The sequence below is a fragment of the Rhodococcus sp. NPDC057135 genome (assembly GCF_042670865.1).
GTDB lineage: Bacteria > Actinomycetota > Actinomycetes > Mycobacteriales > Mycobacteriaceae > Rhodococcus_F.
The window spans coordinates 233750-255157 of the sequence record NZ_JBHUUU010000002.1 but is presented as its reverse complement, the minus strand read 5'-3'; the positions used below and the strand labels follow the sequence as shown (position 1 = coordinate 255157).

The following is a 21408-nucleotide window of genomic DNA, read 5'->3' as shown; positions in this document are numbered from 1 at the left end:
TCGAATACAACGAGTGCATCCGACGGATGCACTCACAACCCTACGACCAATCGGACGGGTCCGATCAGCCTGGTCCTACCGACCGGCAGAGTGAAGCCGCTCGACGTACTTCGCGATCACGTCCACCTCGAGGTTCACCGGAGTACCGACCACCGCGGTACCGAGCGTCGTCAACTCCAACGTCGTGGGGATCAGTGAGATCTCGAAGTACTCGAACCCACGGTCGCCGCCCAGCGCTGAAACCGTCAGCGAGACACCGTCGACGGTGATCGAACCCTTCTCCACGACGTAACGGGAAATGGAGTCCGGCAGTGCGATCCGCACTACCTCCCAGTTCTCGGAAGGCGAGCGCGAGATGACATGGCCCGTTCCGTCGACGTGCCCTTGAACCAGGTGGCCACCGAGTCGGCTGTTCAGCGCCGCGGCACGCTCGAGGTTGACGCGAGAACCGACGTCCAACTTCGCCAGGCTCGAGCGGTTCAGCGTTTCCTGCATGACGTCTGCGGTGAACGAACCGTCGGCAAGCACGTCGACGACCGTCAGGCACACCCCGTTGACCGCGATCGAATCACCGTGACCGGCGTCGGAGGTGACCAGTGGCCCGCGCACCGTGAACCGTGCAGCATCGACCAGTTCTTCCTTGGCGACAATTTCGCCGAGTTCTTCCACAATTCCTGTGAACACGCGCCCTACTCCTCGTTCCCCGGAGCAGAACTCTCCGGAACCAGACTCAACAAAATATCGGGGCCGATCGTTACCGCGGACTCCAAACGGAATCGGTGGGCGTCGGTAATGGTGTGCACGCCGGCATCGACGAGCGCGGAAGCGCCCGCGCCGAGAAGTATCGGCGCGATGTACGCCTCGATGACGTCGACATATCCGGCGGCGAGGAATGCTCCGGCCAAACGTGGCCCACCCTCGAGCAGTACATCTGTGTACTCCCCCAACGCCTCGACCACTTCGTCGATGTTGTCGGTGTTGAGCACCAGAGTCGGCGCGGTGTCGTCGAGAACGCTTGCAGTCGACGGTATTTCACGTTTTCCGACGACGACGCGCACGGGCTGGTGCCCTGCGAGCTCACCCGTGGGCTGACGCGCCGTCAGCCACGGATCGTCGGCGAACACCGTGCCGGTGCCGACCACAATTGCGTCGATCTGTGCCCGCTGCGCATGCACGCGCGCTCTCGCCTGCGGACCGGTGATCCACTGACTCGTTCCGTCCTCGGCGGCGCTGCGTCCGTCGAGACTGGCCGCGTATTTCCACGTGATGTGCGGGCGCCCGGTCCGCTGTTTGTGCAGCCAGGATCGCAGTGGACCAGCTTCCACCTCGGGTGCTCGCAGGCCGGCCGTCACGCTGATGCCGGCTCGCATGAGCGTCGCTGCGCCGCCGGAGGCTTCCGGATTGGGATCACCGACTGCATAGACAACCGCCGAGACTCCGGCGTCGATCAACGCCTGTGAGCAGGGTCCGGTTCGTCCCTGGTGATTGCACGGTTCCAGAGTCACCACCGCCGTTCCGCCACGCGCTGCATCGCCGGCCTCGTCGAGAGCCACGACCTCCGCGTGCGGTCCGCCGGGCGGTTGCGTCATCCCGACGCCCGCGATGGTGCCGTCGGCCGCCAGGATGACCGCGCCGACGGGCGGGTTGGGGCTGGTGAATCCGCGCGCGGAATCAGCTGCGGCCAGCGCGATCTGCATCGCGGCGTCGAGATCAGCCGTCGACGCCTGTCCACCCTTTGCCATCGAGCGGCTCAGACCGACAGCGTCAGGTGCGGCGACGCCGAGGCGGCCTGCGCACGGAGCTTGCGCACCGCCTCACCGGGATCGCTGGCTCCGTACACCGCCGAACCGGCGACGAAGCAGTCGATACCGGCTTCCGCTGCCTGCTCGATCGTGGAAGCGTTGATGCCGCCGTCGATTTCAACGAGCAGCGTCAGCTCACCCGAATCGACGAGCTTGCGAATTGCGCGTGCCTTGTCGAGCACCTGCGGCATGAAGGACTGGCCACCGAAGCCGGGTTCGACGCTCATGATCAGAAGGGTGTCGAAGTCCTTGAGGATTTCGAGGTAGTCGTCGATCGGGGTTCCCGGCTTGACGCTCAGCCCGGCCTTGGCGCCCGCCGCACGAATGTCGCGGGCAACCGAACGCGGATCGTCGGTGGCCTCGGCGTGGAACGTGACGTTGTACGCGCCGGCCTCGGCGTACGGCGGTGCCCAGCGCTCCGGGTTCTCGATCATGAGGTGGCAGTCGAGCGGAATATCCGTCGCCTTCAGCAGACTCTCGACGACGGGCAGACCGAGCGTGAGATTGGGAACAAAATGCGCGTCCATCACGTCGACGTGAAGCCAGTCGGAGCCGGACACGGCAGTCGCTTCATCGGCGAGTCGAGCAAAATCTGCGGACAGAATGGACGGTGCAATCATCGGGGAAGCCACGACGCCGAGTTTAGCTGTGCTTCATTGCCGACCGTGCATGCCCGTCATCAGAGAACGGCCACACCGTTGGACAGGCGCAATCCGATCAGTTCTTCACGACACTGCGAAGCTTGCGCACCTTGGCGGGTGCCTTGATTCGCCACGCATCTTCGAGCATCTCCGCCAATTGCACCTCGTCGATCAGTTCGAGGTGCACGAGGATGGAGCCGTGCCCGTGATAGTGATCTGTCGTGAAGAAAGGCGCCTCACCACTGGCGAGTAGCGCTTCCTTCTCGTCCAGACCGCACATCAAAACCAAAGCGCCCTCCGCTTCGGTGCGGAGTCGCGCAAAAGTCTTGCCTGCCACCTTGAGTGCCGGGGTGTTGTACGAGGTCGACTCCTCCACGGAGGGAAGAGCCGAACCCAGTACTACAACCTGTTCCCACGTAACCATGTAGGCACCATACGACTACCGAAGCCCAGAAGTCATCCGATCAGGCCAGCGGCTTGCGCAAAGCGGCCATGAACATCGCGTCCGTGCCGTGCCGGTGCGGCCACAACTGAACCGAAGTCCCGTCTCCGACGTCCGGAACACCGGGCACCAATTCCTTGGTGTCGAGTTCCACGACGCCGTGACGCCGCACTGCGTCGGCGACGACTGCGAGCGTTTCCGACAGGTGCGGCGAACACGTCGAGTACAGCACCACTCCGCCGGGGCGTACCAGTTCGATTGCAGCGGCGAGCAATTCGCGCTGCAACTTCACGAGCGGCGCGACATCGGACGGCTGGCGACGCCAACGAGCTTCCGGGCGCCTGCGCAGGGCGCCCAAGCCGGTGCAGGGAGCGTCGACGAGGATGCGGTCGTATCCGGGTTCGAGTCCGGATTCGCGGCCGTCCGCCACGTGCACGTCCACGGGAAGCTCGCGAGTGGTCTTGCGGATCAGTTCGGCACGGTGTTCGACGGGCTCGACGGCGTCGAGCCGTCCGCCTTCGATACCGGCCAGAGCGCCGAGAAGCGCCGCCTTACCTCCTGGACCTGCGCAGAGGTCGAGCCAGCGGCCGGCGTCTTCACCTTCGAGAGGAGCAATGCTGAGGGCGCGGGCAACCAGCTGACTGCCCTCGTCCTGCACGCCCGCCAAACCTTGGCGAACCGCCTCGAGCTGTCCGGGGTCACCGCCGTCGAGATGGACGGCGTACGGCGAGTACGGCCCGATCTCGCCGCCGGTCACCAGCGCGAGCTCCTCGGCGGAGATCTCACCGGGGCGGGCGACGAGGTGCACGGCGGGGCGGGCGTCGTCGGCGATCAGGACGTCTTCGAGCTCTCCGGCTGCGGCGCCGAGCGAATCCGCGAATACCTGCGCGATCCACAGAGGGTGAGCGTGCTCGAAGGCGAGTCGGCCGATCGGGTCCTTCGGGGCCAGCAACTCGACCCACTCGTCCTGAGTGCGTTCGGAGACACGACGCAGGACTGCGTTGACGAATCCTGCTCGGCCCTGACCGTTTTCGGCGCGAACGAGGTCGACCGAGGTGGCAACAGCGGCGTGTGGGGCAACGCGGGTCCGCAGCAGTTGATACGAGCCCAGACGGAGAACGTCGAGCAGGGTTCCGTCGATCTCCTCGATCGGTCGACCCGCTGCGTGCGCGATGACCGCGTCCAACAGACCCTGCGCGCGTGCGGCGCCGTACGCGAGTTCGGTTGCCAGCGCAGCGTCGCGCGCGTCGAGCTTGCGATCGCGAAGCAGTCCGGGCAGTACCAGGTTGGCGTACGCGTCACGTTCACGAACCGCGCGCAGTACGTCGCGCGCAGCCAGGCGCGGCTGATCGAGCCCGGCGGTGGCCGGATCCGGGCGCTTGGCCTGCTTCGGCTTGGTGTTCTTTCCACCGGCCGCGTTCTTGGCTCCGGGACCCTGTGTCCGTCGTGCCGGTCGTCGTGATTCGGTCACTGTGCTCGTACCTCCGCGTCGAGTCGGGCACCGCGTGCCCAGTCCCCTGCCGACATCAATTTCTTGCCCGGGGGCTGAATCTGCCCGAGTCGTACCGCGGTGGTCGCGGTACCGATGTACAGACCATCCTTGCGTACCGAGATCTCACCGATTGCCAGGGTCTCGTCCGTGACGGTGACCGGCCCGACCTTGACCCGTAGGTCACCGATCATCGTCCACGCGCCGGGCGCGGGGGTGACGGCCCGGATGTGACGGTCGATGGTGCGCGCGGGCAATTCCCACTTCACACGGGCAGCGTCCACCGTCACCTTGGGGGCGTACGAGACGCCGTCGGCAGACTGTGGAACGGCGTTGATCTCGCCGGCTTCGAGCCCGTCGAGTACCGATTCGAGCAGAGCGGCGCCGTTTTCCGCCAGACGCCCGAGTAGGTCGCCTGCGGTGTCGGTGTCACGAATGCGCTCGGTCATCACTCCGTACACCGGGCCGGTATCCATGCCGGCTTCCAAACGAAACGCGCTGGCTCCGGTCACCTCGTCACCGGCACTGATCGCGGCCTGCACAGGCGCGGCACCGCGCCAGGCGGGGAGCAGGGAGAAATGAAGATTGACCCAACCGAATTTCGGGATGTCGAGTACGTTCTGCGGCAACAAGTTTCCGTAGGCGACGACGGGTGCGCAGTCCGGTTCGAGCCGTGCGAGTTCCGCCGCGAAGTCGGGATCGGACGCCTTGGTCGGGGTCAGCACCGGGATGTCGTGCTCGTCGGCGAGCAATCCGATCGGCGATCGGGTGACTTTTCGGCCTCGACCGGCAACGGCGTCCGGACGCGTGACGACAGCGACGACTTCGTGGTTGGCCGACTCGATCAGCCGACGCAAGGAGGGAACAGCGGGTTCCGGCGTCCCGGCGAACACGACGCGCATGTCAGCTCTCCCGTTTCGGTGGGCTCTTCGGACTCTGATCAGCCGATCGGCCTGTCGAACGCGGTGGACTGCAACTCACGAAAATGCTCCCGGATGTGTCGGTGGATGGAACTGTCAGTCTAAGGACTGCACGAGCTGCGACCTACCTCGCGCCACACGGAACCACTTTCTCGAGAATTTCTTTGATCAGAACCCTGCAGATTCACCGGTTGTCGGTATTGACTGTCTCTGTCGTCGCCACTCGGCGAAGGCTGATACGGGATACACCGATCACACGGAGGAACTTAGATGGCAGGCATCGACAGTAAGTTCGACAAGGCCTACGCAGGAAAGTCCGTCGAAGAATTGGCGGATGCCCCGGTCGCGGCACTCAACGGTGTAAGCGATTCGGATGCAGAGCATTTGAAGGCAGCGTTCAACATCAAGACCGTCCGCGATCTCGGAACCAACAAGTTCTTCCTCTGGGCACAGGCCACTGCCAAGCTCGCCGAGTAAAGATTCCGACCCACGTGAACTCGGCGCTCACGAATTGGCGTCGATGACCACTTGCGGAATATCCGTGCCGAGCGGCACCGCACTGCACGATGCGTGCCGCTCGGCATCGGGGTCGAGGACCGTCCGGATGACGTCGATCACGTAGGGGTCGTACGGCATGCGGAAATGACCGGTCAGGTTGGACGGGCACAGATCCTGGAGGACGATGTTCTCCGCACCGGCGTCGCGCAGTGCGATGTTCGAGGACGGCTGGATCATCTCGTCGACAGTCGACCCGATTGTCGTGTAGCGCACACCGGGCACGGTGTCGCCGCCGTCGTTGAGGGCGTTCAACGTATCGGAACCCTGCATCTGCTCGCGAACAGCTCGGGAGAAGACTTCTTCGACGAAGTCTTCTCCGCCAGGGATCGCGCGGACGATCGGAACCAACCCGAACATCACGCCGCCGTACGTCGGCGATGCCAACCCGACCCAACGATCGACGTACTGGTTCCCGCCCATCTTGTTGACGTAGTACCGCGTCACCGTCGCGCCTTGGGAGTAGCCGATCACGTCGACCTTGTCCGCGCCTGTCGCAGTCAGCACCTGATCGACGAAGGAGCCGAACGCGGCGGCACTACCGACGATGTCTCCGACGCCGTACGTCTCGTGTGCGACGTCCCCGTGTTCTTCCTTGATCGCACCGCCGTAGTTGAGGGCGAATACGCAATAGCCGTCCTCGGCCAGTGCGGGTGACAGCGCCGCCCAATCCGCGTACGCCTCGGTGTCGGTCCCGTGGGCGAGCACAACCGGCCGGGGATGCGCTGCGGAGGGCGCACATCCGAAATCGTTCGACCCGGCTGGGGCAGATCCGGGATGCGCATGCGCGAATGCGGTGGCCACGGAACGGGACACCTGGCCTGGGCCGATGTCGAGGGGAACGTCCATCGCGTCGGCACTCGCGGACGGGAGCGCCGGTGCGGCAGCCGATATCGCGGGCGGTGCTCCGATCAGCAGCGCCACCGCTACCGAAAATGTCAGTCCCACAGACCGTTTGACGCCAGCCATTGTTCCTGCTCCTGCTCTGATCCTACGAGGGAGCTGACCGTAACACCAGAAAGTTCGGGGCGCATACCCTACCGAACAGTAGGTATCTGACGTCTCAATTGCCGCCTTCACCGGCATCGTCACCGGCAAGCACTCGGTACAGCGACTTGCGTGCCTCGACCAGCACGTCGGCTGCGGCCTTGACCTGCGCGGGCGTGCCTACAGCGGCCACTTGACCGGCTGCGCCCATCAGCTGTCCGATCAGCTCACGAAGGTCCTGCTCCGGCTCTCCCACACTGAGACGAACGTCATCCCACGGCGCTCCGAGATCGGCGCGATGCTCCTCGACGTACGCGACCCCTTCTTCGGTCAGCTTGGCAGTCTTGCGACCGGCGACCTTGTCGATGATCACCAGACCTTCGTCCTCGAGCTGGGACAGGGCGGGATAGATGGAGCCCGGACTCGGCTTCCAGACGCCGCCGCTGCGCTCGACGATCTGTTGAATCAATTCGTAGCCGTGCATCGGCTCTTCGGCGATCAAGAGCAGAATCGCGGCGCGCACGTCTCCGCGACGACCGCGGCCACCACGTCCTCGTCCGCGACCGAACTGTGCGCCCGGACCGAAGCCGGGGCCGGGTCCGCCGTCGGGACCGAATCGCCCTCGTCGGTGGCCTCTGCGTGGCATGTCGCCGAAGCCCGGACGCTCGTGCGGTCGACCACGACGCCCGCCGTCGTGATCGCGGGGAGCGTCATCCGGCGCACCATCGTCCGTCGGCACCCACATCACAAAAGGCGGCCGCTGCTCACGTCCGAAAGCGCCGAAAAAGCCTCGACGGCCGAACATCCCCTCGTTCGGGAAACTTGCATCCATCGTCAAACCTCCATCACTATCGTTGATAGTTCGACGATATATCGTCATACCGGGCTGCGCAAGATTTCCGGTACGCGAAAGGACCCACCTGCCGATGCGAGACTCAGCCGATGCGGCGCGGATCGATCTGAATGCGGACCGGACCCGAAGACTTCCGCGCACTGCGCGCGGCACGCGCATGTGCCAGAGCATCCGCAAGGCCGCGACCGTCCTTACGTGGGACGCGGACCAGCATTCGCTCCGGCGCGACACCACTCTCGTCCTCGCCGGAATACGGAAGCCGCTCCCCCGCAGGCAATTCCACCGGGCCGAGCAGCACAGCACTCGCCGGTAGTTCAGCCGACTCCACCAGCTCCGCGATCGCGGCGGATCCACCGTCGATCGCAGCCATGTGCACAGCCGGAGGAAAGCCGACCTCGTCTCGCTCCTCGAATTGAGACTGTGCGTGCCCCACCGGATCCCACCGGACCAATGCCTGCACCGTCGGGATACCCGAGTCCGCGACAACCACAACTTCCCCGCCTTCGGAGAGCGGAATCACCATGGCAGCAGCCGACATCCAGCGTCTGAGCGTTTCCTCGGCGGCGCGCAGGTCCGGCCGACCGAGCAACGCCCAACCGTCGAGCAGAAGCGCGGCGCCGTAGCCGCCCGTCATCACCGGCTCCGCACCGACCGTCGAAACCACCAACGCGGGCCCGTGCGGCAGTTCCTTGACCACGTCACCGCCCCCGGACAGCACGACTTTCACTCCGGGGAACGCGCGCCCGAGCTCTTCTGCAGTGCGGCCGGCGCCGACCACCACTGCGCGCAGTGCTTTCGCGCCACACGCATGACAACGGTAGGCGGCATCGGCAACCCCGCACCAGCGGCACGCCGGCGTCCCGGCGCCGTCCGGACCAGCCGCAGCGGGAAGCGCCAGTGGGCCGTTGCACCGACGGCACCGTGCCGGGGCACGGCACTTTCCGCAGGCCAAGGTCGGTACGTACCCCCGGCGCGGTACCTGCACCAGGACTCCGTTGCCCTCGCCCAGGGCGCGCCGCGCAGCCGCGAATGCAATGGCGGGCAACCGAGCCGCTCTTGCTCCCGGATCGCGGGCCAAGGCTTGATCGCTGTCGGCCAGCGCCGTGATCTTGGGTGCGTGGGCCCGAACGACGTCCCGCGTGGCGACCAGATCGTGCGCCCACCCCGAATCGACGAGGACTTGGGCTTCTGCCGTTCGTGAGAACCCGCCGATCACAACCGCGCACCCGGCGACGTAGCCACGCAGGACGGCAACTTCACGGGCATGCGGATACGGCGACCGCGGCTCGGAGAGATTGTCGTCGCCGTCGTCCCAGACCACAACCAGACCGGTCTCGGGGGTCGGCGCGAAAACAGCGCTCCGCGTGCCGACGACGATCCGGGCGGTCCCGCGCAGTGCAGCGAGCCACTTTCGGTATCGCATGGCCGGTCCCAGTCCCGCGGACAGACCCACCACTGCATCAGCTCCGGAGAGTTCGGTGCATGCGGCGACGACGCGGTCCAGGTCTCGTTGGTCGGGCACAACCAGAATCGCGGATTTCCCGCTTGCGGCTACAGCGCCGGCGAGTTCGGCCAGACGCAAGGGCCAGTTTTCGCCGGGCAACGCCTGCCAGACTGCGCGCGGACTTTTCGATTCGCGAATCGCGGTCAGGAATGCGTCACCGAATCTGTAGAGATGCCAACCATTTTCGATCGGTTCCGGAGCGGACGGCGGCTCGGCAGGCTCCCACACTTCGGCTTCGACCTTCGCGTGGCGCGGCGGTACCGCCAATCGGAGAACATCGGCACGGGTTCCGGCGTAGCGTTCGGCCACGCGGTCGACTACCTGCGCGATTTCGGCCGTCAGGACCCGCTCGGACGAGATGACGCGTTCGAGCCAGCCGAACTTCCCCTGGTGGTCACTGGTTGCCTCGCGCGAGACGATGAAGCCGTCCACCAACCGACCAGCGAAGCGGATACGCACCCGGACTCCGGGCTGCGCATCCGCTTCGAGTTCACGAGGAACGAGGTAGTCGAATTCACGGTCGAGGTGAGCGAGCGGGAGCATCGGCAGCACCCGGGCGACCGGATCGACTTCTGCCGCTACTCTTTCCGCGCCCACCCGCGCCCCGTCTGTACGTCAGTGATCAGAGACCAGCTGCGCTACGCAGCTTGTCGGCACGATCGGTGCTCTCCCACGGAAGCTCGATATCGGTGCGACCGAAGTGACCGTATGCCGCCGTCTGCGCGTAGATCGGGCGCAGCAGGTCGAGGTCGCGAATGATCGCTCCCGGACGCAGGTCGAAGATCTCGGTGATCGCCTTCTGGATCCGTGCCGGATCGGTCTTCTCGGTGCCGAAGGTTTCGACGAAGAGTCCGACCGGAGCTGCCTTGCCGATGGCGTAGGCGACCTGAACCTCGATGCGGTCGGCCAGACCTGCGGCAACAGCGTTCTTGGCCACCCAGCGCATGGCGTAGGCAGCGCTGCGGTCGACCTTTGACGGGTCCTTGCCGGAGAACGCGCCGCCGCCGTGACGAGCCATTCCGCCGTACGTGTCGACGATGATCTTGCGACCGGTCAAACCGGCGTCACCCATCGGACCACCGAGGACGAACTTGCCCGTCGGGTTGACCAACAGACGAACGTCGGAGGTGTCCAGGTCGGTGAGGTTCACGTCGGTCAGCACCGAGTGGAGTACCTTCTCGCGAAGGTCCGGCGTCAGCAGGTTGTCGAGATCGATGTCCGCTGCATGCTGGGTGGAGATGACCACGGTGTCGAGACGAACGGCCTTGTCGCCGTCGTACTCGATGGTGACCTGGGTCTTGCCGTCCGGGCGCAGGTACGGCAGCACGCCGGACTTGCGGACCTCGGTCAACCGGCGAGACAGACGATGCGCCAGCGCGATGGGCAGCGGCATCAGTTCCGGGGTGTCGGTGGTGGCGTAGCCGAACATCAGGCCCTGGTCGCCTGCACCCTGACGGTCGATCTCGTCGTCACTGATTCCGTCGACGCGAGCCTCGTGCGAGTGATCGACACCCTGCGCGATCTCAGGCGACTGGGCGCCGATCGCGACGTTCACGCCGCACGAGTTTCCGTCGAAACCCTTCGCGGAGCTGTCGTAGCCGATCTCGAGGACCGTGTCGCGCACGATCTTCGGGATATCCGCGTACGCAGTGGTGGTGACCTCGCCGGCTACGTGAACCTGGCCGGTGGTGACCAGCGTCTCGACGGCCACGCGAGCGCGCGGGTCCTGGGTGAGCAGCGCGTCGAGGATCGAGTCGCTGATCGCGTCACAGATCTTGTCCGGGTGCCCCTCGGTGACGGACTCGCTGGTGAATAGCCGACTGCCGGACTTGCTCACAGATCTCCCTCTCGACGACTGAGTTCTTGACTACAGCTTATTGAAGTATCCGAATCACCGTTCGGTGACCGTTTTGTCATGCTTTGTTAGCTGGGGGCTGAGCCGACGATAACGGTTGGACCGCCTGCGCAACACCCTTGCACTCACCCGATTATCGTGGGGTAACTCTCACCACCGGGCGCGTGTCGCTACTCGGGGAAGAGCTTGACCAGGGCGTCGAGCACTCGGCTGGCCATCAAGGCCTTGGATCCGTGCTCGAGAGCGGACTCCGAACCGTCCGAACCGAGCAGCCAACCGTCGTTGTGATCGACCTCGAAAGCCTTGCCCTCGCCGACAGCATTGACGACGAGGAGGTCGCAGCCTTTGCGGGCAAGCTTGGAACGGGCGTAACTGAGGACGTCACCGTGAGCGTCACCGGTCTCTGCGGCGAATCCGACGATGACCGTTCGAGCATCCAGATCGCCGTCACGACGCGCTTCGACGAGGCCGGCAAGTATGTCGGCATTCCGAGTGAGGCTGATCGAGTCGGGTTCGTTTGCGCCCTTCTTGATCTTGCTGCCTTCGACGGTGGTGGGGCGAAAGTCCGCGACAGCCGCAGCCATGACGACTCCGTCGTGTCCCGGTGCGTGCTTCTCCACTGCCAGTCGCAGATCTTCGGCCGTCTTGATGTGCACGACGTCGACGGCAGCAGGGTCGGCGAGATCGGCCGTGTAGCCGGCGATCAGTGTGACGTGCGCGCCGCGTTGTGCGGCCAGACGGGCGAGTGCGTACCCCTGTTTGCCCGAGCTGCGATTACCGAGAAAACGCACGGGATCAAGAGGTTCGCGAGTACCGCCGGCGGTGACCAGAATGCGGCGACCTTCCAGGTCTCGCGGCAATGCATCCGAGCGCTCGAGGAGCAACGACGCCAAACCGACGATTTCGTCGGGCTCGGGAAGTCGCCCCGCTCCGGTGTCTTTACCGGTCAAACGCCCGGAGGCAGGTTCGATCACGTGGACGCCGCGCGAGCGCAGTGTCGCGACATTGGACACCGTTGCGGGGTGTTCCCACATCTCGGTGTGCATTGCGGGGGCGAAGACGACCGGACAGCGAGCGGTCAGCAAAGTGGCCGTCAACAGGTCGTCTGCGCGGCCCATGACGGCTCGCGCCATCAGATCAGCTGTAGCCGGCGCGATGACGACGAGGTCGGCTTCCTGCCCGAGACGGACATGCGGAACCTGCGGGACGTCGTTGAAGACGCCGGTGTGAACCGGGTTGCCGGAGAGTGCTTCGAACGTGGCGCGGCCGACGAACTCCAGAGCGGATTCGGTCGGAATCACGCGGACGTGATGACCACTCTCGGTGAAGCTGCGGATGATCGAGCACGCTTTGTACGCGGCGATACCCCCACCGACACCGACGACGATGCGCTTACGTATCGATGTGGGTGCGTCGGACACTCCCCCGACACCCGAACGAGGTTCGGGTGCGGCAGACGTGGTGCTCACTCGCCTTCGGTGTGCTCGAGGAGATCAGCGTGGATTTCACGCAACGCGATGGACAGCGGCTTTTCCTGCAGACCGGGCTCGACCAGGGGTCCGACGTATTCGAGGATGCCGTCACCGAGCTGGTTGTAGTAGTCGTTGATCTGGCGCGCACGCTTGGCCGAGTAGATGACCAGGGCGTACTTGGAAGAGGTGCGTTCGAGCAACTCGTCGATCGGCGGGTTGGTGATGCCGAGCGGGGTGTCGTAGGCAGGCAGAGCGCCCTGACCTGCTGCGGACGCGGCTGAAGTGCTGCTCACTCTTGTGTCTCCTGAATTAGATCTTCGTTGAAGAACTAGATTTATCGTTCCGGATATCTGAGAAACGGGGCGGAAATCGGTTTCCGAAGGTTGCGGAATCAGTTCCCGACCAACAAGGATACCAACTCATCGCAAGCACGGCTTACATCCTCGTTCACGATGACCGTGTCGAACTCGTCCTGTGCGGCCAATTCCACTCGAGCCGTCTCGAGTCGGCGCGCCACGACGTCTTCCGTTTCGGTGCCCCGTCCGGTCAGCCGTTGCACCAGAACGTCCCAACTCGGTGGTGCCATGAACACCAATAAAGCTTCGGGCATCGCCTTCCGGACAGCTCGTGCTCCGGCGAGATCGACCTCGACGAGAACGGGCTTTCCAGCTTCGAGTGCTTCTTCGATCGGAACTGCGGGAGTGCCGGAGCGCTGCAGGCCGCCGTGGATTTCCGCCCATTCGAGAAGTTCACCGGAGTCGATCATCCGTTGAAATTCTTCGCGGGAGGTAAATCGGTAGTCCTTGCCGTCCACTTCACCCGGACGGGGATCGCGAGTGGTCGCCGAAACACTGAAGACAAGTTCAGGCAACCGAGTTCTCAGCTCGCGAACGACGCTGGACTTACCGACAGCCGAAGGGCCGGCCAGTACAACCAGCCGACCCCTCCGCACTGCGGTCTTGCTCTCTGACACTGTTGCGTCAGCAATCATCAGACACTGTTGCGTCAGCAATCACTTGTCGGCTCAGGCCTCGAAGTCGAACTTGGTGAGCAGAGCCTTGCGCTGCCGATCACCGAGGCCACGAAGGCGACGGGTCGGTGCAATCTCCAGCTCGGTCATGATCTCCTGAGCCTTGACCTTGCCCACCTTGGGCAGTGCCTCGAGCAGTGCCGAAACCTTCATCTTGCCCAAGATTTCGTTGTCTTCGGCGTCCTTGAGGACCTGCTTGAGGTCGGTGCCGCCACGCTTCAGGCGCTCCTTGAGCTCAGCCCTGGCCTTGCGGGCAGCAGCTGCCTTCTCCAAAGCAGCAGCGCGCTGCTCATCAGTCAACTGGGGAAGGGCCACGGTTCCTCCGTCTCGTCGTGTGCAAATTTTGTCTATTCCGCTGATAACCAGCAGCGATAGCGACCGTACTCACGCCTGGCGCGAATTGCTAACCCACCCCCCGCGGTCCGATGCGGATCGCGGTGGGTTATGCGCGACGAATCGATGTCACGGATCGTCGCCATTTTCGGTGAGATCGAGACGGATTCGGCGCAACATGAACGTGCGTACAGTACCGAAATAGACTGTAACACAAAGTATTTCGACAATTGCGGCACGACGGCCCCGTGTATGTGTGCGAAATCGTTACCTGCGGGAATGAACGTGGTCGCTGACACATTCAAAATTTTCGAGCATTTTCGGCGCCTATGCGCGTGTCGCGGCCTGTTTTCAGGTCTGCAGCGACGATTTCGGATCGTCGGCGTCGACCGTCTCGGGTTCTGTGCGGCTCATGCCGGGGGCAGCCAGAGCGAGAACCACCGCTAGGCTCGCCCAGAGCAACGAATTCTCCAGAACGAAGCCGAAGACCGGGACATCCATGTCCGCGCCGACGCGAGGAAGTCGAAACAGCACGACGGCAGCGGTGAGGGCGATCGCGATCCAGGACCACACGGGCACCGATCGAGTGTCCTCCCCCATGCCCGACTTGATCGGCACCAGGAGCACGCCCACCGCAGGCACCAACCACACGAAATGGTGGGTCCAGGCAATGGGCGTCACGATCGCCGCCAGCAGAGCCACCACCGTGAAACCGGCAAGATCACCCCGCAGGCGCTGAGCACGCCGCGTTGCGACGATTCCGAGGACACCCAACACTGCACAGGCGAAGAGCCATGCGGGACCCACCAGGCCCTCGGGAAGTAGCCGCAAGGCCATCCCACGCACGGACTGGTTGCCGAACACGGACGGGTCACCGACCGCGACGCGTCCGGAGAGTGAGGCGATGTCACCGAAGTAGTCGATCGTCTGGCGCGGGAGAACGGCAAAGCCGAGCGCCGTGGCGCCCAGGAAGCCGGCGAGGCCGCCCGCAACTGCTTTCCAACGCCCGGTGATCACGTAGTAGCCGATGTAGACGAGTGGCACCAGTTTGACCGCCCCGGCGATCCCCACCAGCACACCCTCGGGAATCCACCGTGGCCGAGCCAGCACGTCGACCAGGCACAGGAGCGTCAGGAACAATCCGACCTGCCCGTACCCGAGGTGATCGGAGATCGGCGATGCCACCGTCCACAGGACCAGGAAACCCACGTAGACGACGACGGGCCGCCGACGTGTGAACGGGACTTCGCGATAGCTGAGCACGATGATCGCGGCCAGCATCAGGAGGCTGACAAAACTCCATCCCCACTGGACCGCACCCCAGGAACCCAAGGCGACTGGAACGGCGACGAGCGCAGCGAAAGGCGGATACGTGAACGGCAATCTCGCGTTGAACGACTCGTCGTACAGGTTCGAGCCGTCGAGGACGGCTCGGCCCGCCGTCCGGTACACGGCGAGATCGTCGCCGTGTACGCCGGTGACGGCTTGGAACCCGGTGGCCAGCAGCGCACACGCCGCGATGAGAAGTCCGATTCGCCACCAACGATTCACCGACGGACGGTACCACCGGGTTCCACCGCTCGAACGAGCCTCGAGGTCACTCACGGATCAGTTCGCCAATGCGGCTTCGATCTCGTCCCGGTCACGCATTGCTGCCTCCCGAAGTGCCGATACCGAAGGGCCGTGCTGGAGCACTCCACGGGAAGTGTTCGGCAGCAGGAGTTCCGTCGATCCCGCGAAGATGTCTGCGAGATCCGCTGCCGTCGCGCCCTGCGCGCCGAGCCCCGGAGCGAGAATCGGGCCGTTGAAGTCGGACAGGTCCAGTCCGTGGTCCCGAGTGGCACCGACCACGAGTCCGACGGTGTCGCGACCGTCTGCGTTCGCGTCGACCGCAGCGTTGACGATCGACTGAGCCACACTCACACCGTCGGCCGACGACTGTTGAAGTACGCCACCCTCGGGATTGGACGTTCGTGCCAGCACGAAGATCCCGCGTGCGTTCTGCCTTGCCAGTTCGAGTGTGGGAGCCAGCGCGCCGAACCCCAGGTATGGCGAGACGGTGACCGAGTCGGAGGTCAACGGCGAATCGCCCAACCAGGCTTGCGCGTACGCGTCCATGGTCGACCCGATGTCACCACGCTTGGCGTCCGCGACGACTAGCGTTCCCGCATCGCGAAGAACCGAAATGGTCCGCTCCAACACGGCGAATCCGGCGCTGCCGTAGGCCTCGAAGAACGCAACCTGAGGTTTGACGAGCCCCACCTCACCGGTGAACGCCTCGACGCAGATCTCGGCGAAAGTCTCGAGGCCTTCAGCCGTACGTGGCAGTCCCCACGCGTCGAGAAGCGCGGGATGCGGGTCGATACCGACGCACAGCCGCCCCCGGTCCGCGATCGCGGACCGGAGACGATGCCCCCAACTGTGACTCACGACTGCTGTGCCGGCTGTCGAAGACCTGCGTGCAGTTCCTGCAGGGAGTGAACTCCGATGTCGCCGCGGATGGCCGCTTCGATGCCCTGCACGGCCGCCGAGGCGCCCTGGACCGTCGTGATGCACGGGATGTTCGACGCGACTGCTGCGCTTCGAATCTCGTAACCGTCGACGCGCGGGCCGTTGTTGCCGTACGGCGTGTTGATGACCATGGCGACCTCACCGCTGCGGATCTGGTCGACGATGGTCTCGGCACCGGCCGGAACATCTTCACCCGACTGCTTGTAGACCTGCTTACATTCGATACCGTTGCGCCGCAACACATCTGCGGTTCCCTCGGTAGCAAGGATGGTGAATCCGAGATCTGCCAGGCGCTTGACCGGGAAGATCAGCGAACGCTTGTCCTTGTTGGCGACCGAGACGAACACCGCGCCCGTGGTGGGCAACGATCCGTAGGCAGCGGTCTGCGACTTGGCAAAAGCCGTACCGAAGTCGAAGTCGATTCCCATGACCTCACCGGTGGACTTCATCTCCGGGCTGAGCAAGGTATCCACGCCGGTACCGTCGGCGCGACGGAAGCGGTTGAACGGCAACACAGCTTCCTTGACCGCGATCGGTGCACCGGCCGGGGTGTTTCCACCGTCGCCGGTCGCCGGCAGGATGCCGCTTGCGCGCAGATCGGCGATGGATTCGCCGAGCATCACGCGGGCACATGCCTTGGCCAGCTGCACGGCGGTCGCCTTGGACACGAACGGAACCGTACGGCTGGCGCGGGGGTTCGCTTCCAGCACGTAGAGGATGTCGTCCTTGAGGGCGTACTGGACGTTGAGCAGACCCTTGACGCCGATGCCCTTCGCGAGAGCCTCGGTGGAACGGCGGACGTTTTCGAGATCCGCACGGCCCAGGGTGATGGGCGGGAGCGCACACGCCGAGTCGCCGGAGTGAATGCCGGCTTCCTCGATGTGCTCCATGACGCCGCCGAGGTACACCTCGGTGCCGTCGCACAGTGCGTCGACGTCGATCTCGACTGCGTCTTCGAGGAAGCGGTCGACCAGAACCGGGCGGTCGTCGGAGATCTCCGTGGCGCGCGAGATGTAGTCGGCGAGGGAAGCCTCGTCGTACACGATCTCCATGCCGCGTCCACCGAGCACGTACGACGGGCGCACCAGCACCGGGTAGCCGATACCGGCTGCGATCTCGCGGGCGCCGTCGAACGTGGTGGCGGTGCCGAACTTCGGTGCGGGCAGACCGGCTTCGGTCAGCACGCGGCCGAATTCGCCGCGGTCCTCGGCCAGGTCGATGGCTGCGGGGCTGGTTCCCACGATGGGGACACCGGCAGCTTCGAGACGCTTCGCCAACCCGAGCGGGGTCTGGCCGCCGAGCTGGACGATGACGCCGGCAACGGTGCCCGACTGCGCCTCCGCGCGGTAGACCTCGAAGACGTCCTCGAACGTGAGCGGCTCGAAGTACAGGCGATCAGCGGTGTCGTAGTCCGTCGAGACGGTCTCGGGGTTGCAGTTGACCATGACGGTCTCGTACCCGGCTTCGGACAGCGTCTGCGCCGCGTGGACACACGAGTAGTCGAACTCGATGCCCTGACCGATGCGGTTGGGGCCCGATCCGAGGATCAGAACCTTGGGTCGCTCGGTCTGCGGAGCAACTTCGGACTCGGCGTTGGGGTCGAGCTCGTAGGTCGAGTAGTGGTACGGCGTCTTGGCCTCGAACTCTGCGGCGCAGGTGTCGACGGTCTTGTAGACGGGGCGCACGCCCAGCTGATCACGCAGAGCGCGAACGGCGTCTTCACCTGCGTGCGTGTCGCCACCGAGTTCGGGGCGCAGTGCCGCGATCTGGCGGTCCGAGATGCCGTGGTACTTGGCCTGACGGAGGGCAGCCTCGTCGAAAGCCTCTGCAGCGCGCAGCTTTTCACCGAGCTCGTGAATTTGCTGGAACTGGTCGAGGAACCACGGATCGATCTTGGTGGCGTCGAAGAGCTGCTCGACAGTTGCGCCGAGGGCGAATGCCTTCTCGATGCCGTACATGCGGCCGTCCTGCGGAACGCTCAGATCGGCGAGCAGTGCGTCCAGGCTCTCCGCCTCGACGTCGGCCCCGGTCCAATACCCCGCACGCTTGGTCTCGAGCGAACGCATGACCTTGCCGAATGCCTCGGTGAAGTTGCGGCCGATGCTCATGGCCTCGCCCACCGACTTCATCGTGGTGGTCAGCGTTCCGTCGGCACCCGGGAACTTCTCGAAAGCGAACCGCGGAGCCTTGACGACGACGTAGTCGAGTGTCGGCTCGAAGCAGGCCGGGGTTTCCTTGGTGATGTCGTTGACGATCTCGTCGAGCGTGTAGCCGATGGCCAGCTTGGCGGCCATCTTCGCGATCGGGTAGCCGGTCGCCTTGGACGCCAGAGCCGACGAGCGGGACACGCGCGGGTTCATCTCGATGACAACCAGGCGGCCGTCGGCCGGGTCCATCGCGAACTGGATGTTGCAGCCGCCGGTGTCGACGCCCACCTCACGCAGGATGTCGATGGAGAGGTCGCGCATCGCCTGGTACTCGCGGTCGGTCAGCGTCATCGCCGGGGCGACCGTCACGCTGTCACCGGTGTGGACACCGACGGGGTCGACGTTCTCGATGGAGCAGACGATCACGACGTTGTCGCGACTGTCACGCATGAGTTCGAGTTCGTATTCCTTCCAACCGAGGATGGATTCCTCGATCAGGACGTTCGCCGTCGGCGAGGCGGCCAGACCGCCACCGGCGATCCGGTTGAGATCGTCGACGTCGTACGCCATGCCGGAACCGAGGCCGCCCATGGTGAAGGACGGGCGCACGACAACCGGGTAACCGAGTTCGGCGACCGTGGCGTGTACTTCGTCCATTGTGTAGCACACTGCGGACTTCGCGGATTCGCCACCGACCTTGGCGACGATGTCCTTGAACTTCTGGCGATCCTCGCCGCGCTGGATGGCGTCGAAATCGGCGCCGATCAGTTCGACGTCGTACTTCTCGAGGATTCCCTGCTCGTGAAGCGCCACGGCGGCGTTGAGAGCAGTCTGACCGCCGAGCGTCGCGAGGACGGCGTCGATCTTGTTGCCCTGCAAGGCTTCCTTGGCGATGACCTTCTCGAGGAACTCGGCCGTGATCGGCTCGACGTACGTGGCGTCGGCGAACTCGGGGTCCGTCATGATGGTGGCGGGGTTGGAGTTGACCAGGCTGACGCGCAGGCCCTCCTCCTGGAGGACGCGGCAGGCCTGGGTGCCCGAGTAGTCGAACTCGCAGGCCTGACCGATGACGATCGGACCGGAGCCGATTACCAGGATGTGCTTGAGATCTGTACGGCGTGGCATTAGTTCTTGACTCCGGTTTCTTTCCGTGCGGAGAGCAGGCTGGTGAAGCGGTCGAAGAGGTACGCAGCGTCGTGCGGGCCGGCTGCGGCTTCCGGGTGGTACTGCACCGAGAAGGCCGAATCGTCGAGCAGGCGAACACCTTCGACGGCTCCGTCGTTTGCGCAGGTGTGGCTGACCACGGCGCGACCGAACGGTGTGTCGAATTCCTGACCGGCTTCGCCTTCGAGCGCGAAGCCGTGGTTCTGCGCGGTGATCGCGATGCGACCCGTCTGATGCTCGATCACCGGGATGTTGATGCCGCGGTGGCCGAACTTCATCTTGTACGTGCTCAGGCCGAGGGCGCGGCCCAGGATCTGGTTGCCGAAGCAGATACCGAACAGCGGCAAGCCCTGCCCGATGACCTCTTTGGTGAGGTGGACGGCGCCGTCGGCGGTGGCCGGGTCGCCCGGACCGTTGGAGAGGAACACTCCGTCGGCCTTCAGGTCGAGGATCTGCTCGAGGCTCGCGTTCGACGGCAACACGTGCACGCGGATGCCACGCTCGGCGAACATGCGCGGGGTGTTGGTCTTGATACCGAGGTCGATGGCGGCAATCGTGTACAGCGCCTCCCCGCCCTTCGGCTCGACGACGTAGCCGCTGGTGGTGCTGACCTCACCGGCAAGATCGGCGCCGAGCATGGTCGGCTGATCCTGAACCCGTCGGACCAGTTCGTCATCGGCGGCGATTGCCTCACCCGAGAAGACACCGGCCTTCATCGAGCCGCGGGTGCGCAGATGGCGAACGAGGGCGCGGGTGTCGATACCGGCGATTCCGACAATTCCCTGCTCTTCGAGCTTGGCCTGCAGCGAGCCCGTTGCACGCCAGCTCGAAGTAACCCGAGAAGGATCGCGGACCACGTAGCCGGCGACCCAGATCTTGGCGCCGGCACGCTCGCCGGTCGGTCCGACCGACTCGTCGTCTTCGTCGTTCCAGCCGGTGTTGCCGATCTGCGGCGCGGTGGAGACCACGATCTGGCGGTGGTAGCTGGGATCGGTGAGCGTTTCCTGGTAGCCGGTCATGCCGGTGCTGAACACCGCTTCGCCCAGGGTCTGTCCAACCGCACCGAAGGTGGTTCCGCGGAACACCCGTCCGTCTTCGAGGACCAGTACTGCGGGGCTGTTGTCAAAGCCGCTCATGCGTTCTTTCCGTTCTGCTCGATGTCGCCAGAGCTTGCGTCTTCATTGTCATTCGTCTTGTTCGAAGCAGTCTTGTTCGAAGCAGTTACCGGCTTGACCCAGTCCGGATAAACCGTCTTGTCGTCACCGCGCACGCCCGTGTCGATCTCGGTTCCGCTCGGCAATTCCCAGCGAATCACCAGGACGCCGTCCTTGCTCATGACCTTGCCGGCGAGACCGTTCTCCGTGCGGATCGCGCGGATCGACTTCTCCGGGATCCAGATCGCCGACGCACCGTCACGCTCGACCAGAATTCCGCCGCTGTAGCGGCTGATCTCGCAGGTGGCGCGGAAACCGAGGTCGCCGACGGCGATGCGGTCCTGCCAGCTGGGCGCAATGGTGCTGCCGACATACAGGCCGGTGGTCGGCAGGACGAGCAGTTCACCCAGAGTTGCCGGTACCGTCGGCAACTCGCCGATCTTGTCTTTCTGGCGTCGAGCGCGTCCACGCCAGCCGACGTACATCAGGCCGATCATCGCGACCCAGAAGATCGCCAGACCGATGATCCACAGTGCTCTGTCCATGACG

Annotated in this window: 20 protein-coding genes; 1 reads left to right on the top strand and 19 read right to left on the bottom strand. The window is 64.6% G+C overall.

Features of this window, described 5'->3' with window-relative positions; all coding sequences use genetic code 11:
* Window positions 1-75 precede the first annotated feature (75 nt).
* The 6 genes from ACFT1A_RS04220 to fmt all read right to left on the bottom strand — a co-directional run bounded on the left by ACFT1A_RS04220 (window position 76) and on the right by fmt (window position 5276).
* The gene (locus tag ACFT1A_RS04220) at window positions 76-684 is read right to left on the bottom strand and encodes a riboflavin synthase (RefSeq protein ID WP_003944892.1); all 609 of its coding nucleotides are present in this window, start codon (window positions 682-684) and stop codon (window positions 76-78) included.
* Window positions 685-689: 5 nt separating this feature from the next.
* Complete coding sequence (ribD, locus tag ACFT1A_RS04215) at window positions 690-1742, bottom strand: bifunctional diaminohydroxyphosphoribosylaminopyrimidine deaminase/5-amino-6-(5-phosphoribosylamino)uracil reductase RibD (RefSeq protein WP_378445950.1); 1053 nt, start codon at window positions 1740-1742, stop codon at window positions 690-692.
* An 8-nt stretch (window positions 1743-1750) separates the two neighbouring features.
* Window positions 1751-2434, bottom strand: coding sequence for a ribulose-phosphate 3-epimerase (gene rpe, locus ACFT1A_RS04210; RefSeq protein WP_230815552.1), 684 nt, complete (start codon window positions 2432-2434; stop codon window positions 1751-1753).
* Between the two features lie 85 nt (window positions 2435-2519).
* Entirely contained in the window at window positions 2520-2867 is a 348-nt protein-coding gene (locus tag ACFT1A_RS04205; protein WP_283304635.1) for an MmcQ/YjbR family DNA-binding protein, read from the bottom strand.
* A 40-nt stretch (window positions 2868-2907) separates the two neighbouring features.
* A complete protein-coding gene (locus tag ACFT1A_RS04200; protein WP_378445949.1) occupies window positions 2908-4356 on the bottom strand; it encodes an RsmB/NOP family class I SAM-dependent RNA methyltransferase in 1449 nt (482 codons plus the stop codon).
* A complete protein-coding gene (gene fmt, locus ACFT1A_RS04195; RefSeq protein ID WP_378445948.1) occupies window positions 4353-5276 on the bottom strand; it encodes a methionyl-tRNA formyltransferase in 924 nt (307 codons plus the stop codon). The genes ACFT1A_RS04200 and fmt overlap by 4 nt, the downstream gene beginning before the upstream one ends.
* A 288-nt stretch (window positions 5277-5564) precedes the next feature.
* On the opposite strand from fmt, the gene ACFT1A_RS04190 reads away from it, so the two are divergent.
* The gene (locus tag ACFT1A_RS04190; protein ID WP_003944900.1) at window positions 5565-5771 is read left to right on the top strand and encodes a hypothetical protein; all 207 of its coding nucleotides are present in this window, start codon (window positions 5565-5567) and stop codon (window positions 5769-5771) included.
* A gap of 27 nt (window positions 5772-5798) precedes the next feature.
* On the opposite strand, the gene ACFT1A_RS04185 is transcribed toward ACFT1A_RS04190, so the two are convergent.
* The 13 genes from ACFT1A_RS04185 to ACFT1A_RS04125 form a co-directional block, all read right to left on the bottom strand.
* Window positions 5799-6818: an esterase/lipase family protein gene (locus tag ACFT1A_RS04185; protein WP_378445947.1), complete on the bottom strand. Its 1020-nt coding sequence runs from the start codon at window positions 6816-6818 to the stop codon at window positions 5799-5801.
* 94 nt (window positions 6819-6912) lie between these two features.
* Entirely contained in the window at window positions 6913-7581 is a 669-nt protein-coding gene (locus ACFT1A_RS04180; protein ID WP_378446118.1) for a PadR family transcriptional regulator, read from the bottom strand.
* A 190-nt stretch (window positions 7582-7771) separates the two neighbouring features.
* On the bottom strand, window positions 7772-9790 hold the full coding sequence (locus ACFT1A_RS04175; RefSeq protein ID WP_378445946.1) for a primosomal protein N': 2019 nt from the start codon (window positions 9788-9790) through the stop codon (window positions 7772-7774).
* Window positions 9791-9815: 25 nt separating this feature from the next.
* On the bottom strand, window positions 9816-11030 hold the full coding sequence (gene metK / locus ACFT1A_RS04170; RefSeq protein WP_230815546.1) for a methionine adenosyltransferase: 1215 nt from the start codon (window positions 11028-11030) through the stop codon (window positions 9816-9818).
* A 188-nt stretch (window positions 11031-11218) separates the two neighbouring features.
* The gene (coaBC, locus tag ACFT1A_RS04165; protein ID WP_020969581.1) at window positions 11219-12517 is read right to left on the bottom strand and encodes a bifunctional phosphopantothenoylcysteine decarboxylase/phosphopantothenate--cysteine ligase CoaBC; all 1299 of its coding nucleotides are present in this window, start codon (window positions 12515-12517) and stop codon (window positions 11219-11221) included.
* On the bottom strand, window positions 12514-12813 hold the full coding sequence (rpoZ, locus tag ACFT1A_RS04160) for a DNA-directed RNA polymerase subunit omega (RefSeq protein ID WP_003944996.1): 300 nt from the start codon (window positions 12811-12813) through the stop codon (window positions 12514-12516). Before rpoZ ends, coaBC begins: the two co-directional genes overlap by 4 nt.
* A gap of 98 nt (window positions 12814-12911) precedes the next feature.
* Window positions 12912-13511 carry a guanylate kinase gene (gene gmk / locus ACFT1A_RS04155; protein WP_230815545.1) on the bottom strand — a complete coding sequence of 200 codons (600 nt, stop codon included), beginning with the start codon at window positions 13509-13511 and terminating at the stop codon, window positions 12912-12914.
* A gap of 33 nt (window positions 13512-13544) precedes the next feature.
* Window positions 13545-13865, bottom strand: coding sequence for an integration host factor, actinobacterial type (mihF, locus tag ACFT1A_RS04150; RefSeq protein ID WP_003944825.1), 321 nt, complete (start codon window positions 13863-13865; stop codon window positions 13545-13547).
* 369 nt (window positions 13866-14234) lie between these two features.
* Window positions 14235-15434: a glycosyltransferase 87 family protein gene (locus ACFT1A_RS04145; RefSeq protein WP_378445945.1), complete on the bottom strand. Its 1200-nt coding sequence runs from the start codon at window positions 15432-15434 to the stop codon at window positions 14235-14237.
* Window positions 15435-15491: 57 nt separating this feature from the next.
* Window positions 15492-16313 carry an orotidine-5'-phosphate decarboxylase gene (pyrF, locus tag ACFT1A_RS04140; RefSeq protein ID WP_378445944.1) on the bottom strand — a complete coding sequence of 274 codons (822 nt, stop codon included), beginning with the start codon at window positions 16311-16313 and terminating at the stop codon, window positions 15492-15494.
* Entirely contained in the window at window positions 16310-19666 is a 3357-nt protein-coding gene (carB, locus tag ACFT1A_RS04135; protein ID WP_378445943.1) for a carbamoyl-phosphate synthase large subunit, read from the bottom strand. Before carB ends, pyrF begins: the two co-directional genes overlap by 4 nt.
* On the bottom strand, window positions 19666-20841 hold the full coding sequence (carA, locus tag ACFT1A_RS04130; RefSeq protein WP_378445942.1) for a glutamine-hydrolyzing carbamoyl-phosphate synthase small subunit: 1176 nt from the start codon (window positions 20839-20841) through the stop codon (window positions 19666-19668). Before carA ends, carB begins: the two co-directional genes overlap by 1 nt.
* Window positions 20838-21404, bottom strand: coding sequence for a transporter (locus ACFT1A_RS04125; protein ID WP_003944773.1), 567 nt, complete (start codon window positions 21402-21404; stop codon window positions 20838-20840). Before ACFT1A_RS04125 ends, carA begins: the two co-directional genes overlap by 4 nt.
* Window positions 21405-21408 lie beyond the last annotated feature (4 nt).

What these genes read in the sequence shown, in the direction of transcription:
- ribD (WP_378445950.1), bottom strand. Translation starts at nt 1,742, where the DNA reads ATGGCAAAGGGTGGACAGGCGTCGACGGCTGATCTCGACGCCGCGATG.
- ACFT1A_RS04205 (WP_283304635.1), bottom strand. Translation starts at nt 2,867, where the DNA reads ATGGTTACGTGGGAACAGGTTGTAGTACTGGGTTCGGCTCTTCCCTCC.
- fmt (WP_378445948.1), bottom strand. Translation starts at nt 5,276, where the DNA reads ATGCGCGTCGTGTTCGCCGGGACGCCGGAACCCGCTGTTCCCTCCTTG.
- ACFT1A_RS04190 (WP_003944900.1), top strand. Translation starts at nt 5,565, where the DNA reads ATGGCAGGCATCGACAGTAAGTTCGACAAGGCCTACGCAGGAAAGTCC.
- ACFT1A_RS04185 (WP_378445947.1), bottom strand. Translation starts at nt 6,818, where the DNA reads ATGGCTGGCGTCAAACGGTCTGTGGGACTGACATTTTCGGTAGCGGTG.
- ACFT1A_RS04180 (WP_378446118.1), bottom strand. Translation starts at nt 7,581, where the DNA reads ATGTGGGTGCCGACGGACGATGGTGCGCCGGATGACGCTCCCCGCGAT.
- gmk (WP_230815545.1), bottom strand. Translation starts at nt 13,511, where the DNA reads ATGATTGCTGACGCAACAGTGTCAGAGAGCAAGACCGCAGTGCGGAGG.
- carB (WP_378445943.1), bottom strand. Translation starts at nt 19,666, where the DNA reads ATGCCACGCCGTACAGATCTCAAGCACATCCTGGTAATCGGCTCCGGT.
- carA (WP_378445942.1), bottom strand. Translation starts at nt 20,841, where the DNA reads ATGAGCGGCTTTGACAACAGCCCCGCAGTACTGGTCCTCGAAGACGGA.
- ACFT1A_RS04125 (WP_003944773.1), bottom strand. Translation starts at nt 21,404, where the DNA reads ATGGACAGAGCACTGTGGATCATCGGTCTGGCGATCTTCTGGGTCGCG.